Here is a 14,070-nt window from a genome sequence, read left to right as displayed (position 1 = left end):
GAATTTGCAGAAATTTGTTGTATGAATTGGCTAAATATAAATTTTTTTATAGAAGAAATGGGGAGTTTTCCATGAATGAAAGACAAGGGTTAATTATATACGTTCATCAATTAAAGCACGCGAAGTCGCTAAGAAAGTATGGACATGTAAATTTCATCTCAAGAAAATTAAAGTATGTTGTAATTTATTGCAATCGAGATGAAATTGAAACGCTGAAAAACAAATTACAACGTCTTCCATTTGTGAAAGACGTTGTAGAATCGTACCGCCCATTTGTAAAAAATGAATTTGAAAATGCAAAGCCAGATAAAGCAAAAGAATACGATTATAAAATCGGTTTATAATGGCTTATTGCATTGGTGGTATATAATGATTTAATCGTAAAATTCCAATTAGGTATTGATAAAATTGATTTTTTTCCGAAAAAATAGATGAGTGTTTAATTTCGAAAATATTTTCCTGCTGTCCAGCTTCCTGGACCGTTTGTTTAAATATTTGGATTCGCTTCGAAAGTTTTTCCTCATTGTAGGGAATCCCTTCGCGGCAAATATAAATTGGCATGAATTTGCTTTCACCTGATGGTTTAAATGCAACGGCAAGTGAAGCAACAGTAGCACCCTCATGGTTCGCAGTAAAAATGAACGCGTTATGGAATCGAGGCTCATTTGTTTTAATTAGTTCACAAAGCTCGTAAATATCTCCGTAGCCTTGACCTAGTTCGATAAATTGCTGAATCAATTATAGCACTTCCTTTCTTTACAATAGTATCATGATGCAGGAGGATAGGCACATGAAAATTGCCGTAAGTATTTTTTCATTTTTAGCCGTATTAATTGGAACTGTGCTTTTTATGCAGTTCCAAGTTTATTCAGATGAAGTTGGGAGTGTAGATAAAGGCTACAATTATTCACAGGAAATTGAAATAGTATATCGGGGGGAAAGCTTGGATATTCGGCAACATTTCAAAAACTTGCCGAAAGAAGAGCTAACAATAGAATGGCCGCGAAGCTCGATTAACCCGAATTGCTTTATAGAAAATGAACATAGCTGTGCACGCTTAAGTGAGGACTCCAAGAAGTTTAAAGAAGGGGAAACGAGGGCACAATCTATTTCCTACGTTATTCCATTGGAGAATGGGCTGCAGTCGCGAAAGTTAATGAAAAATGTATTTGCCTCATTAAAAGATGGCAATGTTCAGTTTTCAACTATACATATTACGACGGAACAGGAAATTGAAGGTCAGTGGGTAACAGGAATACCTTTAATTGGGGAGCAAAAACTATCTTTAGTCAACTATTCTATGTTCAGTGGGGAAGGTCCCGTTAAAGATCTATTCTGGCAAGATGGCGGATTTGATTTGCAAAATAAGATAGGCGCTTTATCCATCTATTCTAAAACTCCATTAAAGCCTGCGTTTTATGAGAAATTGGAAAATGTAAAATTTTTAAGTGAAGAGCATTTAGCAGTTATTAACGGTACAAACATCGATGGTATGGAAGGATTCCGTATGCTCTTTTTGCCAGACATTACCGTAGCGAAAGTACAGCAAAAGGTCATTATTTCTCAGCTTGAAACAACTTATGATTTTGGAGAGAGTCCACACTGGCTTAAGGAGATGGTCGCATCATTTTTAACTGGTGAGATTTTTGGAAGTGAAAAAACGAAATATATCTCTTCGACAGTTACCGCTCAAATGACGGATGAACAGTTAGAAGAGTGGAGAGAGCGTTTACGTGAAATGGAAGGCGAAGCTCTAAACGTGGAATCATTGGATGCCCTATTGTCTGAAGTTTTAGGAGCTTCCACAAAGTTTTTAACGATGAATGCCCAACTGGATAAGCGATACCCATTTTTATATAATGACCCAAGAGAAATTTATGTGAACTTAAAAAAACAATCCGATGTTCAGGTTATTTTGAAAGATGCTGAAGTTCTATATTCTGCAGATTCATTATTAAAACATTTAGGGTATGATGTGAGTATTGGGGAAAATGGGTATTATGTTACGAGTGAGACTCGTGCTTTCCGATTCCCAAATGATCCGGGATTCTATGTATTCAACCAAAGACGATACAACACGGTTTCACTGCCGATTAAACAAGTTGCGGGACAGTACTTTATTGAAGAGTCATGGTTACAGCGCCTATTTTTAGTCGAAATAAATAAATCGAGTAATCGTCTTACAATTACGGAACCTGGAAATTAGTTATTAGAAAGTTTGGTGGAAATCATGCGCGTTGTTGCAGGAAACAGAAAAGGTATGCCTTTAAAGGCGATTGCGGGAAATACGACACGTCCTACTACAGATAAAGTAAAAGAATCCATTTTTAATATGATAGGACCATTCTTTAATGGCGGTACTGCGGTGGATTTATTTGCAGGTAGTGGAGGTCTTGGGATTGAAACGTTAAGTCGCGGGGCTGCGCATGCTATATTTATCGAGAAGGACGCACGGGCTTTTCAAGTGCTACAGGAAAATATAAAAAAATGCCGCTATGAAGAGATAACGGAACTTTTCAGAACAGATGCAATGCGTGCGGTAAAGGCACTACTAAAAAGAGATATCGTCATTGACTATTTGTTTGTGGATCCGCCCTATCATAAAAAAGAATATTATGATTTAGTGGAGACTCTTGTAGAAGGCGGGAAATTGGCCGAAGATGCTATCATTATGTGTGAACATTCTACAGAAGTGACATTGCCGGAAAAATATGGGGTCTTCAGCCTTGCGAGGCAAGAAGTTTATGGCAGCACAATCATTTCGATTTATCGTCATGTAGAGGAAGAGGGAGAAGTCGTTTGACAGAGAAAATTGCAGTAGTACCTGGAAGTTTTGACCCAATAACAAATGGCCATATTGACATTATCCGTCGTGCAGCAGATGTATTTGATATTGTATATGTTGCTGTATTGAATAATTCATCAAAGAATCCATTGTTTTCGATTGAAGAACGTACCGCATTAATATCAGAAGTGACAAAGGATTTGCCGAATATTCGAATTGAAACTTCATCGGGACTGCTTATTGATTATGCGCGCGAAAAAAAAGCAAAAGCAATCGTCCGTGGGTTGCGTGCTGTTTCGGATTTTGAGTATGAAATGCAAATTACATCGATGAACCGTGTGCTTGATGAAAATATTGAAACGTTCTTTATTATGTCAAAGAACCAATATTCTTTTTTAAGTTCCAGCATTGTTAAGGAAGTAGCAAAGTATGGTGGTAAAGTGGGCGAGCTTGTACCAGCTGTCGTCGATAAAGCATTAAAAGAAAAATTTAATCACTAATAAAAGCTTTTGCGGACGAGAAAAATTCTCCGCAAAAGCTTTTTTTTTGTGGAATTTCCGCTAAATTTCTTCTATAGAAAAAATAAAGCAAATAAGAGTGGAATGACAATGCTGTATAGAACCCGAATCATAATATAAGGACGTATGGCAATGTTGGCAGTGCGTGCGATGACGATTACTTGTAAGTGAATACTTAAACTTTGAGTAGTTAATAATACAACTGTAAAAAACAACAGCATATCACCGTACAAATGTTGATGAAGTAAAAATAAACCATTTGTCATTTCAAGAAAGCTTGCAATTGCAAGTTCCAAATAGGCAGGAATTGAATCAAATACGACTTCAACACTATGTAAAAACACGTGATAAATCGTTGTAAAAAAAATAATCGTTGTTGCTACAATTAAAATAGTCGGAGCACTTTCCCGAACGCTTGTAGTAAAAGGGGTTGGATCCTTAGGTACTCTTTGAACTTCATTGGAAAGTGTAGGGACTTTTAAATATACGATGATCAGCAAAATGAATGAAAAGCTATGTAAAAGAAGTAAATATTGCCAACTAAGAGTAGTAGAATTTAATAGGTCACTACCGACGAATCCAAATAAAAAAAGAGGGCTTGGACAATGGCATATTCCGAGTAAATAGGCTGCTTGCTTTTTTGTAATCGAATTACGCTTCACGAGTTGCGTAATTGTCGCCGCACCTGTAGGATATCCCCCTATTGCACTGATTCCATACGTCTGTAAAAATACAAGAAAAGATATATTTTTGTGGGAATGAGTTAATTTCAAAAGCCAATTTGTTAATACTAAGTAAGGTAATAAGTATGGGAATAAAGCCTCCATAAATAGGCTGACGCCAATATCTGCACCTTCATGAGTAATTTCTGGGAAAAATAATAATAAACTAATTAATGCAATACATAAAAGGATTGTCCAAATAATTTTCATCCTTTTCAATATTTTGTCATTCGCTCGTTCAAATGCTACACTAATTGTATGCAGACAACGATTGAATTAGTCTTTCAACAATTTGGGGGCGTTCTAAAAAATGGAAAGTAAAGGGAAATATGCATTCGGTATTTTTTTCATAATATTAATGGGCTTATCTTTTTACAGGTTAGATTTTTATATAACTAAACCGGGTGGTACATATAATGTAAGTGATTTTCTGGCAATTCAGAATGGCGACCAGGATGATCAGGGATCATTTTTTATGACGACTGTAGCGATGGGGCAGGCAACACCACTTTCCTACGCGATGGCGGCTGTAACAGATTATTATGATGTCGTTAAAATGACCGACGTGCGTCAGGAAGAAGAAGATGATGAAGAATACACTGTGCGCCAATTAAAATATATGACCGATTCGCAATTTAATGCGACATATGTAGCGTTCAACCGAGCTGGTCTTGATTATCAAGTCACATATAAAGGGTTATACGTTTTAAATGTGCTTGCGCAAGGTGCAGCAGACGGTCATTTGAAGCCGGGGGACGAAATTGTCGAAGTGGACAATATGCGGATTGATAGCTTAGAGACGTTTCGTACCATTGTAACACCGAAAGTTAAGGGCGATAAGATTCACCTTGTTGTAAAACGTGATGGAGAGCTTATTGATCAAAATTTGGAGATAAAAGAAATACCAGGCTCAGAAGGACGGGTTGGGATCGGGATAACTTACTCTGAAAGTAAATCCATTAAAACCGACCCGAAAGTGACAGTAAAAACAGAAGATATTGGTGGTCCATCTGCAGGGTTAATGTTTACGTTAGAGCTGTTAAATCAATTAATCGATGAAGATATTACAAAGGGCTATGAAATTGCAGGTACTGGTGAAATGTTGGAGGATGGGACAGTTGGAAGAATTGGAGGTATTGAGAAAAAGGTTGTTTCTGCCGATAAAGAAGGAATCGACATTTTCTTTGCACCTGACGATACCATAACAGAAGCAATGCTTGAGTATAACCCGAGCATTACCTCAAATTATGAAGTCGCAGTTCAAACAGCAGCAGTCATTGAATCAGACATGAAAATTGTTCCTGTAAAAACGATTGATGATGCTTTAAACTATTTGAATAACCTACAACCAAAAAAATAGCTACAAGCGTATAGGCGGAGTTTTATAATCTTCGTCTATTTTTTTATTTGAAAATTGCTGTATGCCTAATTGGTACATTTGTGTGGCACGTATATCAATTGACAATATCGGATCTGTAATAGCTGCTACTCTGCTTATAAGTGGTAGCGTTACAGATTTCTTAATGCTTGAAATATATTGCTGTCCCTTTGTTGTCATACCTAATATACGAATGTAGCTAGGGCTTGAAAAGGCATGTAGTTGCTCTTTCGTTATACCTGTATAAATATGCAAAAGCATCCTTTGAAGACGTGTCCATGTATAGCGCTTTGATTTTAGCGCATTCATGAAATCCATATAATTTGAGCTTGAAGCTGCATATTTAATTAATGAATTTTCAAGCCCTTCTGATACATCTGCATACTGTTTTAATTGCTGCGGAGTATGTCTTAAAATAGCATATTTCATTAAAGGCCAAAAGCTTTCCCAGCTGGCAAAATTCTGATGTTCTTTCTGCCAAATTTGAAGTTGCTCCATGCTGGCGGAAGGTAAATATTTCGTTACTTCTTGGAGCGATTGTCCACTGAATAACGCTTGGCGAATACCTGTGGCACTTGCAATTTCATGATTCGTATCTATGGCGTCATGATAGCCAGCTATGATGCGCTGAACGGTAGCAGGCTGCATCGAGCAATTAAGTTGCTTTATAGCTTCTACATAATGAAACCCTAAAATATTGTTCGGTTTACCTAAATCAATGTATGCATTTGGGGAAAGTTGTTTAAGCTGTTCGTAGGCAATAAAGAGTGCTTGTGGGTAGCTTTTACCGAGTTGAATATTTTCTTTAATAATTTCGTTATAGCGTGCACGATTGTTTTCTATTAAATGATAAGTGTTGAGAAAGGGCTCAATGGTACCTTGTTCGCTTCCAAATGCCAATGTTGTACATTGCATTGCCTCTAACAGTTGTACAGCGCCTGAAGCAAATCCTGTGGCCTGTGCGGTACTGAAAATATAAGGTAGCTCAATGACAACATCAACGCCGCTTGCAAGTGCCATTTTTGTGCGGTGCCATTTATCGACGAGTGCGGGTTCGCCTCGCTGTAAAAAATGACCGCTCATCACTGCAACGGCAACGTCGCTATTTGTTGTACGTTTCGCTTCTTTTACATGATGTAAGTGCCCGTTATGAAAAGGATTATATTCAACGATAATGCCGACTGCTTGCATAAACTTCCTCCTTACGATAAAATAAATTTTTGTTCACATTATTACGCATTTATAAATGAATGTAATAATGCATTGTGTTAGAATTAACTTGATTATAAGCATGTTTTAAAAGAGTGACAAGAAATTATCTTGACATCTTTTTTTGTAAGCTATATAATCAACAGTGTTGTCTCGAGGTGATTAACGAATGAAATGGTCAATTCATCAATTATCAAAGTTTCGAAAAGACGGAATGCCGATTGATACTTATGTACAATTGGATGATGTAAAAACTCGTAACACAGATATACGTAACGTTTCACCCGTTCATGTAAAAGGGCTTTGTACTTTAGGTGCATCGCAAATGACTTGTCAATTAACGGTAAGCACTACGTTGACGCTTCCATGTGCTCGCACGTGGGAAGATGTTGAATATCCTGTGAACATCGATACAGTTGAAATTTTCAGTTGGGTAGATGAAGAAAATCGCGGGGATATCGAAGGCGATATTCATTATGTTGTTGGAGACGTCGTAGATATGAAACCAGTCCTAGAAGAATTAATTCTTCTGGAAGTACCGATGCAAGTATTCAAAGAGGATACCGAAGGACAAGTGCAAGGCGGTAAAGGCTGGGCCTATTCAACGGATGAAGATGTAGAAAAAGCTAAGGAAGTTGACGAACCAAAATTGGATCCAAGACTGGCTGCTTTAGCTAAGTATTTTGATCAAACAGATGAATAAATATCTGTAAGGAGGTGCCATCAATGGCTGTACCATTTAGAAGAACTTCTAAAACTGCAAAAAGAAAGCGTCGTACGCATTTCAAATTATCTGTACCTGGTATGGTAGCTTGCCCAAACTGTGGAGAAGCTAAATTATCTCACCGCGTTTGCAAAGCTTGCGGACAATACAAAGGTAAAGAAGTAGTAGCGAAATAATTCAGTATTTACGCTATATAAAGACTAGTTAAGAGGCCATGGCTCTTAACTAGTCTTTTTTCTATATATTCATGGTTTTGCACGGATAGATTGTCAAACGATTCATGCTCCATTACTATTATGTTAGATTGTAAAATAGCAAAATATATTTTCTGCTATATTATAAATAAAAGGGGATGGGCTGATGGATTACTTAATTCATAATGAAGACGGAATTATGACGTTTACGATTAATCGTGAAGAAAAACGAAATGCAATTAACTATGCTGTTATGGATGGATTGAAAGAAGTTATTACATACATAAAAAATCACGATGATGTACGTTTTCTAGTTGTCACGGGTGCAGGTGAAAAATCATTTTGTTCAGGTGGGGATTTATCCGAGTTCCATAGTTTAGAAACCGAAGAAGAAGCTTTCGGTATGCTCAATAAAATGGGGCAGATTTTATATGATTTAGCTACATTGCCAGTTCCGACAATTGCATTAATAAATGGTGCTGCTGTAGGGGGTGGCTGTGAAATTGCGACAGCATGTGATTTTCGCTTAATGGCCTCTCATGCAAAAGCTGGATTCATTCAAGGCTCTTTAGCGATTACGTCGGGATGGGGCGGTGGAACGTATTTATTTGAGCGGGGGTTACGCCATGACCGCGCATTGAAGATGTTGGTTGATGCAAAGCCGTATGATGCACAAACATTATTTGATATTGGTTGGGCAATGCGAGTATATATTGAAGGGACAAAAGAACAGGCGCTTGCAGATTTTATCGAACATATGGCGAAAATCCATCCTTCTGTCCACCAAGCCTATAAAGAAATTGAATTAAGAAAATGGCGTGAGCGCAATATGTATGAGCGTGTTATGGAAGAAATCAGACTATGTGCAAAGCTATGGGAGTCTGAAGCACACCATCAGGCGGTACAGAATTTTTTGAACAAGAAAAAATAAAACTTTATAAGAGATTGGAATTGAGTGGGAGCGAGTCCTGAGTGAATCATGCAACCCGAAATGACAATCAATTCCCCTGGTTACGATGAAAACTATTTTTCTCGTAACTTTTTTTGTTTTTAAGTCTATTTCGTTCATCATGGCATATAGTAGTAAAAAATATGAGGTGGTGCAACTGTGGAACAAAAAAGAAGGAAAGATCAATGGACAATTGCAGATGATGAAAAGTTAGCTGAAATTGTTATTCAAACTGTACAGAATGGACGTACACAATTAGAAGCGTTTGAAGAGGCAGCACAGCAATTAAACCGGACAAAACAAGCATGTGGTTTTCGTTGGAATAAAACATTACGTGCGCAGTATGGACAGGTGTTAAATAGCGTCAGAAAGCGTCCTAAGCAATTAATGCGCAGTCATCTTAAATTAGCCCTATCCAGCTTCGAAGAACTGACAGAGGCATATAACGATCTGGAAATGAAATATTCAGAACTACAGTCGGATTATGACAAAATTTCAAAGTGGCTTCAGCAAGGAGTTACTTTGACAAAAGGGAAAACAAATTGAAGGAAAAGATACAATAGATAGAAATAAAATTATTTTACGAGAAAATAATTGTAATTAATTTTAAGGCTACTTACAATAGAAGTAGAAACATAGCGTAATAACGCGCAATTATCTTCTAACAAGGGGGCCTTTTAGTATGGCGGAAGTAAAAGCACAAATGGCAGGTACGGTATTTGAAGTAAGTGTTAAAGAAGGGGACAGTGTGACAAAGGGGCAAACACTTATTATTCTAGAATCAATGAAAATGGAAATAGCTCATGATGCAGAATCAGATGGCACAGTGGCGAAAGTTGTAGTAGCTGAAGGAGATTTTGTCGAAGAGAATGATGTATTAGTAGAACTAGCATAAGCAACGGAGGAATGATAATGACACAGCCTACTTATAATGAGCATTTACAGAAAAAAGTAGAAGAAATATATGCAGGTGGACAACAGAAATATCATGAAAAGTTAAAAGAAACTAACAAACTTTTTGTCCGTGAGCGCTTAAAACAACTATTTGACGATGGAAAATATGAAGAAGATGCTCGTTTTGCCAATTGTGAGGCTGGAGATTTACCGGCAGATGGTGTCGTAACAGCGATTGGTCAAATTGATGGACAAACTGTTTGTGTTATGGCAAATGATTCGACAATTAAAGCTGGGTCATGGGGTTCACGCACAGTTGAAAAAATTATCCGTATTCAAGAGACTGCAGAAAAAATGCAGGTTCCAATGCTTTATTTGGTTGATTCTGCAGGTGCCCGAATTACAGATCAGCTTGAAATGTTTCCGGGACGCCGTGGTGCAGGACGTATTTTCCATAACCAAGTACGTATGAGTGGTATGATCCCTCAAATATGTATTTTATTTGGTCCATCTGCTGCTGGAGGGGCATATATTCCGGCCTTTTGCGACATAGTTATTATGGTGGATGGCAATGCTTCAATGTACTTAGGATCTCCACGAATGGCTGAAAAGGTAATCGGTGAAAAGGTTTCGCTCGAAGAAATGGGTGGAGCGCGTATGCATTGTACCGTAAGTGGCTGTGGAGATGTATTAGCGGAGAATGAAGAACAGGCAATACTCGAAGCAAGACGTTACGTGAGCTATTTCCCTGCAAACTTCGCAGAGTTTCCGCCGGTTGACGACACAAAGTCTCCGAAAAGCGGTAAAACATTGGAAGAAATTATTCCTGAAAACCAAAATGCACCATTCGATATGTATGACTGTATCGATCAATTAATAGATGAAAACAGTTTCTTTGAAATAAAAAAACTATTTGCATCAGAGCTGATTACCGGTCTCGCTCGTATAGATGGTCAGGTAGTGGGGATTATTGCAAATCAGCCGAAAGTTAAAGGTGGCGTATTGTTTATAGATTCTGCGGACAAAGCGGCGAAGTTTATTACATTATGTGATGCATTTTCGATTCCGCTTTTATTTTTGGCGGACGTACCAGGCTTTATGATTGGTACGAAAGTTGAAAAGGCAGGTATTATTCGACATGGTGCGAAATTCATTTCTGCAATGAGTTCTGCGACTGTACCGAAAATTTCAGTAATTGTTCGTAAGGCTTACGGTGCAGGTCTTTATGCAATGTGTGGTCCTGCATTCGAACCTGATGCAGTCATTGCATTACCGACTGCGCAAATTGCGGTAATGGGACCGGAAGCTGCTGTAAATGCTGTTTATTCAAATAAAATTGAAGCGATTGAGGATCCAAAAGAGCGTGTGCAATTTGTAAAACAAAAAATCGAAGAATACAAAGAAGAAATTGATTTATATAAATTGGCTTCAGAAATGGTAATCGACGATATTGTTGCGCCGAATCAACTGCGCGATACATTAATTCAACGCTTTAATTACTATAATTCAAAACAAATTGCTTTACCGTATCGAAAACATCCGGTGTATCCAGTATAATAATGTTAGCTGAAGGTCTGTCTTGAAGGCAGACCTTTTTAATTCGAAATAAATTTGAGGTATAATAAAATGCGAATTGAAATCATAGGTGCAGGTGCAGTTGGTTTATTACTAGCAAGTTATTTTACGGAAAAGAAAATGGATGTATATATTGTCGGGAAACCATCAAAACAAAAGGTGAATACTGATTTTAAATATATACGTACAAATTTAGATCAATCTTTCACTACTATTCAATGTAAGTATATTTCGGCAGTTTCAAATAAAGCGGATTTAATAATCGTAGCTGTAAAATATGGACAACTTAATGAAGTGTATGCAAGTATGGAAGGTGTAAAAAACTCCATTCCTGTTTTGTTTGTGCAAAATGGATTGGCTCATTATGATGAAGCGCTTGCACTGAAAATGCAAAATATTGCGTTTTGCTCAGTTCAATTTGGTGCGCAGAAACTTTCGGAAACGCATGTTGCACATAAAGGTAATGGTGTGATGAAAGTTGCAGTAGCTAAAGGTGATAATGAAAAATTTGTTTTTTTAGAAAACCTTTCATCTCCACAGCTTCCTATCGTATTTGAGCGTGATGCAGAAGCAATGCTGATGGAAAAAGCGTTATTAAATTGTTTTATTAATCCCTTGACCGCAATTTTGAAAGTGAAGAATGGCCAATTAATCTCTGACAACAGTACTTTTTTGTTGTTGAAAAGTCTATACAGTGAAATAATATTTACATTTCCGCAATATGAAAGCACATTCCAATTTGATCAAGTTGTTGCACTATGTAAAAGGACGGCGGAAAACAATTCCTCCATGCTGGCTGACAGATTGGCTAATCGGAAAACGGAAATTGATACAATTACTGGTGCGGTCTTAAAAAAAGCAGAGCAAAATAATAAAAAAATGCCTATTTTACAGACGCTTTATTTACTCGTGAAAGCGTTTGAAGAGAGTGGTGAAAAAACGTGATCGTATTTCTTCAATTCGCGTTTGCGACAATTATTTTATGTCCGATCATTGCTTTTATCGCCGTAATGGCCGTTTGCCGTAAGCTTAGAATAAAAAAAAATAGAACAATTGGCTTAGCAGCGGATATAACGACATTCCTTTTATTTTTTTCAATTCCGATTGCGATGAGAGGACTGTGGGATATTGGAGTAATGATGCCAATGCTCATTATAGTGCTTGTTATTGCGATTATTTTTACATATATTGATTGGCGAACGAAGAAGGAGATTGAAATAAAGCCACTTTTAAGGAAAATTTGGCGTATTTATTTCCTGTTGTTCAGCTTCAGCTATTTCCTGATATGGATTGTTGGAATTACCCATTCGGTTATGGTATTTATGATGATAGATTAATTTGTGCTACTGCCTCTTTTTGCTTGTAGGTGAATGGCAAAAAGAAGAGTAAAGCATTTATAAGATTGTTTTAAAATTGAGTAAGAGAGAAGTAGAGGAGAATTTTCATGCAGCTAGAACAAATCCATTCCCCCGTGACGAATAAGCTATTGGAAGATTATTGGTCGGAACGTGCTAATATACATTCATTTTTTGAATACAAATATAATGTGGAATCTTTTGAGAAAAGAATCGAATATTTAAAGAACCGTTCGTACCGCTCAAAAGAATTAGCGCAAGTGATACGCAGTTATATGGAACAATACGGCTTATCGCAAAAAGCAAATCATTACTTAAATGAACTGGAGCAAGGTGCTGTAGTTGTAGTAGGCGGTCAGCAAGCAGGCTTATTAACGGGACCGCTTTATTCTGTTCATAAAGCGATCTCGGTCATTTTACTTGCCGAACAGCAACGAAAAGCTTTAAATACACCCGTCGTACCTATGTTTTGGATTGCTGGTGAAGATCATGACATCGAAGAGATAAATCATACGTACACAATGGTGAATGGAGAATTGAAAAAGCGTGGCTATAGTGAACGTTCTAAGCTGAAAAAAATGGCTTCTACGACTGAATTGAATGGCGAAGCCCTAGAGCAATTTATAGTCAATGTTTTTAAAGACTTTGGAGAAACACAATATACAGAGGATTTACTGAAAAATGTGTTGCGGCATGCAAATGATAGTAAAACATTTACTGACTTTTTCACATTATTGATGAATGATTTGTTTGAAAAGCATGGTTTATTAATGTTGGATGCTACATTTGAGCCGTTTAGACAATATGAAAAAATGTATTTTGCACAATTGGTGGAGCAAAATGAACAAATTGCGAAAGGTGTTTTTGCTCAAGAACAAAAGCTAGCTCAAGCAGGATACCCGAAGCCGATTGAAGCGACGGTGCAAAACGCGAATTTGTTTTACATTAGAGAAGGAGAGCGTTTTTTATTGGAACGCCAAAAAGACTTCTTCAAAAACAGTGCAGCTTCTGTAAAATTCTCGAAAGAGGAGCTGTTAGCTATTGCGAGCGAATCTCCTCAAAGTTTAAGTAACAATGTTGTAACACGTCCTTTAATGCAGGAAATGGCACTTCCAGTATTAGCTTTCGTTGGTGGTCCTGGTGAATTAGCCTACTGGGCAACATTAAAGCCTGCTTTTGAGACATTGCAACTGCAGATGCCGATTTTCGCACCGAGATTAAGTGTGACATTGGTTACTCGTCAAGTTGAGACATTGTTGAAGCAAAAAGAGCTATCGATAACGGATGTATTTACAAATAAATCTGAGCAAAAGATGAAAGAATTTGTGGAAAGCTTAAAAGATGACCGACTCAACATTTCCATTGAACAAATGAAGATGCAATTGCAACGTCAATATGAAGAGCTTACCGATTATTTACGAACTGAAAACTATCAGGGGGAAGATTTATTAGAAAAGAATAAAAATTACCATGAAAGACAATTCGATTATTTGAAAACGAAGCTCGAGAAGCAAAATATTGATAAGCATGAAACAGAAATCCGACACTACAAAACTATCCAAGCTTTATTATATCCAAATAACCAGTATCAAGAACGGTTTTATAACCCTTATTTATTCCTTAATACCTATGGTGAAACGTTGGTTGATGATTTATTGGAACTACCTATGAGTATTTCAGATCAGCATCATCTTATTGTCCTATAAGAAACAAGAGTTATCTCATGTGAAGATAACTCTTTTTTTGTGACTTTTTTCACCGAACGTA

The 14,070-nt window shown here is 37.2% G+C and carries 17 protein-coding genes; 14 read left to right on the top strand and 3 right to left on the bottom strand.

Annotation, left to right across the window (positions count from 1 at the left end):
- The first annotated feature begins 71 nt into the window (after positions 1-71).
- Positions 72-344, top strand: coding sequence for a YlbG family protein (locus tag H9635_RS02295; protein ID WP_191698520.1), 273 nt, complete (start codon positions 72-74; stop codon positions 342-344).
- Positions 345-348: 4 nt separating this feature from the next.
- On the opposite strand, the gene H9635_RS02290 is transcribed toward H9635_RS02295, so the two are convergent.
- On the bottom strand, positions 349-738 hold the full coding sequence (locus tag H9635_RS02290) for a DUF7147 family protein (RefSeq protein WP_191698519.1): 390 nt from the start codon (positions 736-738) through the stop codon (positions 349-351).
- Positions 739-790: 52 nt separating this feature from the next.
- On the opposite strand from H9635_RS02290, the gene H9635_RS02285 reads away from it, so the two are divergent.
- From H9635_RS02285 to coaD, 3 genes are read left to right on the top strand one after another with little or no spacing between them, the layout of a single operon-like run.
- Positions 791-2,206 carry an RNA polymerase II gene (locus H9635_RS02285; protein WP_191698518.1) on the top strand — a complete coding sequence of 472 codons (1,416 nt, stop codon included), beginning with the start codon at positions 791-793 and terminating at the stop codon, positions 2,204-2,206.
- Between the two features lie 24 nt (positions 2,207-2,230).
- Positions 2,231-2,803, top strand: a complete 573-nt coding sequence (rsmD, locus tag H9635_RS02280) for a 16S rRNA (guanine(966)-N(2))-methyltransferase RsmD (RefSeq protein ID WP_191698517.1) — start codon at positions 2,231-2,233, stop codon at positions 2,801-2,803.
- Positions 2,800-3,285 carry a pantetheine-phosphate adenylyltransferase gene (coaD, locus tag H9635_RS02275; protein ID WP_191698516.1) on the top strand — a complete coding sequence of 162 codons (486 nt, stop codon included), beginning with the start codon at positions 2,800-2,802 and terminating at the stop codon, positions 3,283-3,285. The genes rsmD and coaD overlap by 4 nt, the downstream gene beginning before the upstream one ends.
- Before the next feature lie 71 nt (positions 3,286-3,356).
- Here coaD and H9635_RS02270 read toward each other — a convergent pair whose 3' ends face one another.
- Entirely contained in the window at positions 3,357-4,235 is an 879-nt protein-coding gene (locus tag H9635_RS02270) for a hypothetical protein (RefSeq protein WP_191698515.1), read from the bottom strand.
- A 100-nt stretch (positions 4,236-4,335) separates the two neighbouring features.
- Here H9635_RS02270 and H9635_RS02265 point away from each other — a divergent pair, with 100 nt between their 5' ends.
- Positions 4,336-5,385 (top strand): SepM family pheromone-processing serine protease, encoded by a 1,050-nt coding sequence (locus tag H9635_RS02265; protein WP_191698514.1) that lies wholly within the window; start codon positions 4,336-4,338, stop codon positions 5,383-5,385.
- On the opposite strand, the gene H9635_RS02260 is transcribed toward H9635_RS02265, so the two are convergent.
- Positions 5,386-6,594, bottom strand: a complete 1,209-nt coding sequence (locus H9635_RS02260; RefSeq protein WP_191698513.1) for a nucleotidyltransferase — start codon at positions 6,592-6,594, stop codon at positions 5,386-5,388. It abuts the gene before it with no gap.
- Positions 6,595-6,781: 187 nt separating this feature from the next.
- Here H9635_RS02260 and H9635_RS02255 point away from each other — a divergent pair, with 187 nt between their 5' ends.
- From H9635_RS02255 to bshC, 9 genes are all read left to right on the top strand, one after another.
- Entirely contained in the window at positions 6,782-7,315 is a 534-nt protein-coding gene (locus H9635_RS02255) for a YceD family protein (RefSeq protein WP_191698512.1), read from the top strand.
- Positions 7,316-7,338: 23 nt separating this feature from the next.
- On the top strand, positions 7,339-7,512 hold the full coding sequence (gene rpmF, locus H9635_RS02250) for a 50S ribosomal protein L32 (RefSeq protein WP_008403415.1): 174 nt from the start codon (positions 7,339-7,341) through the stop codon (positions 7,510-7,512).
- A 184-nt stretch (positions 7,513-7,696) separates the two neighbouring features.
- Positions 7,697-8,461, top strand: coding sequence for an enoyl-CoA hydratase/isomerase family protein (locus H9635_RS02245; protein WP_191698511.1), 765 nt, complete (start codon positions 7,697-7,699; stop codon positions 8,459-8,461).
- Between the two features lie 177 nt (positions 8,462-8,638).
- Positions 8,639-9,025 carry a transcriptional regulator gene (locus H9635_RS02240; protein ID WP_191698510.1) on the top strand — a complete coding sequence of 129 codons (387 nt, stop codon included), beginning with the start codon at positions 8,639-8,641 and terminating at the stop codon, positions 9,023-9,025.
- 136 nt (positions 9,026-9,161) lie between these two features.
- A complete protein-coding gene (locus H9635_RS02235) occupies positions 9,162-9,374 on the top strand; it encodes a biotin/lipoyl-binding carrier protein (RefSeq protein ID WP_191698509.1) in 213 nt (70 codons plus the stop codon).
- Positions 9,375-9,391: 17 nt separating this feature from the next.
- A complete protein-coding gene (locus H9635_RS02230; protein WP_191698508.1) occupies positions 9,392-10,930 on the top strand; it encodes an acyl-CoA carboxylase subunit beta in 1,539 nt (512 codons plus the stop codon).
- 69 nt (positions 10,931-10,999) lie between these two features.
- Positions 11,000-11,893 carry a ketopantoate reductase family protein gene (locus H9635_RS02225; protein WP_191698507.1) on the top strand — a complete coding sequence of 298 codons (894 nt, stop codon included), beginning with the start codon at positions 11,000-11,002 and terminating at the stop codon, positions 11,891-11,893.
- The gene (locus H9635_RS02220) at positions 11,890-12,285 is read left to right on the top strand and encodes a DUF3397 domain-containing protein (protein WP_191698506.1); all 396 of its coding nucleotides are present in this window, start codon (positions 11,890-11,892) and stop codon (positions 12,283-12,285) included. Before H9635_RS02225 ends, H9635_RS02220 begins: the two co-directional genes overlap by 4 nt.
- 107 nt (positions 12,286-12,392) lie before the next feature.
- On the top strand, positions 12,393-14,009 hold the full coding sequence (gene bshC, locus H9635_RS02215) for a bacillithiol biosynthesis cysteine-adding enzyme BshC (RefSeq protein ID WP_191698505.1): 1,617 nt from the start codon (positions 12,393-12,395) through the stop codon (positions 14,007-14,009).
- Positions 14,010-14,070 lie beyond the last annotated feature (61 nt).

This window comes from Solibacillus faecavium, assembly GCF_014836905.1.
In the GTDB taxonomy this organism is placed as follows: domain Bacteria; phylum Bacillota; class Bacilli; order Bacillales_A; family Planococcaceae; genus Solibacillus; species Solibacillus faecavium.
Note: the sequence above shows the minus strand (reverse complement) of the source record. Positions and strands in the feature narration are given on the sequence as shown.

Coding starts and splice junctions, on each gene's coding strand:
- H9635_RS02265 (WP_191698514.1), top strand. CDS start 4,336: ATGGAAAGTAAAGGGAAATATGCATTCGGTATTTTTTTCATAATATTA.
- bshC (WP_191698505.1), top strand. CDS start 12,393: ATGCAGCTAGAACAAATCCATTCCCCCGTGACGAATAAGCTATTGGAA.
- H9635_RS02230 (WP_191698508.1), top strand. CDS start 9,392: ATGACACAGCCTACTTATAATGAGCATTTACAGAAAAAAGTAGAAGAA.
- rsmD (WP_191698517.1), top strand. CDS start 2,231: ATGCGCGTTGTTGCAGGAAACAGAAAAGGTATGCCTTTAAAGGCGATT.
- H9635_RS02270 (WP_191698515.1), bottom strand. CDS start 4,235: ATGAAAATTATTTGGACAATCCTTTTATGTATTGCATTAATTAGTTTA.
- H9635_RS02245 (WP_191698511.1), top strand. CDS start 7,697: ATGGATTACTTAATTCATAATGAAGACGGAATTATGACGTTTACGATT.
- H9635_RS02260 (WP_191698513.1), bottom strand. CDS start 6,594: ATGCAAGCAGTCGGCATTATCGTTGAATATAATCCTTTTCATAACGGG.
- rpmF (WP_008403415.1), top strand. CDS start 7,339: ATGGCTGTACCATTTAGAAGAACTTCTAAAACTGCAAAAAGAAAGCGT.
- H9635_RS02225 (WP_191698507.1), top strand. CDS start 11,000: ATGCGAATTGAAATCATAGGTGCAGGTGCAGTTGGTTTATTACTAGCA.
- H9635_RS02285 (WP_191698518.1), top strand. CDS start 791: ATGAAAATTGCCGTAAGTATTTTTTCATTTTTAGCCGTATTAATTGGA.
- H9635_RS02255 (WP_191698512.1), top strand. CDS start 6,782: ATGAAATGGTCAATTCATCAATTATCAAAGTTTCGAAAAGACGGAATG.
- H9635_RS02295 (WP_191698520.1), top strand. CDS start 72: ATGAATGAAAGACAAGGGTTAATTATATACGTTCATCAATTAAAGCAC.
- H9635_RS02235 (WP_191698509.1), top strand. CDS start 9,162: ATGGCGGAAGTAAAAGCACAAATGGCAGGTACGGTATTTGAAGTAAGT.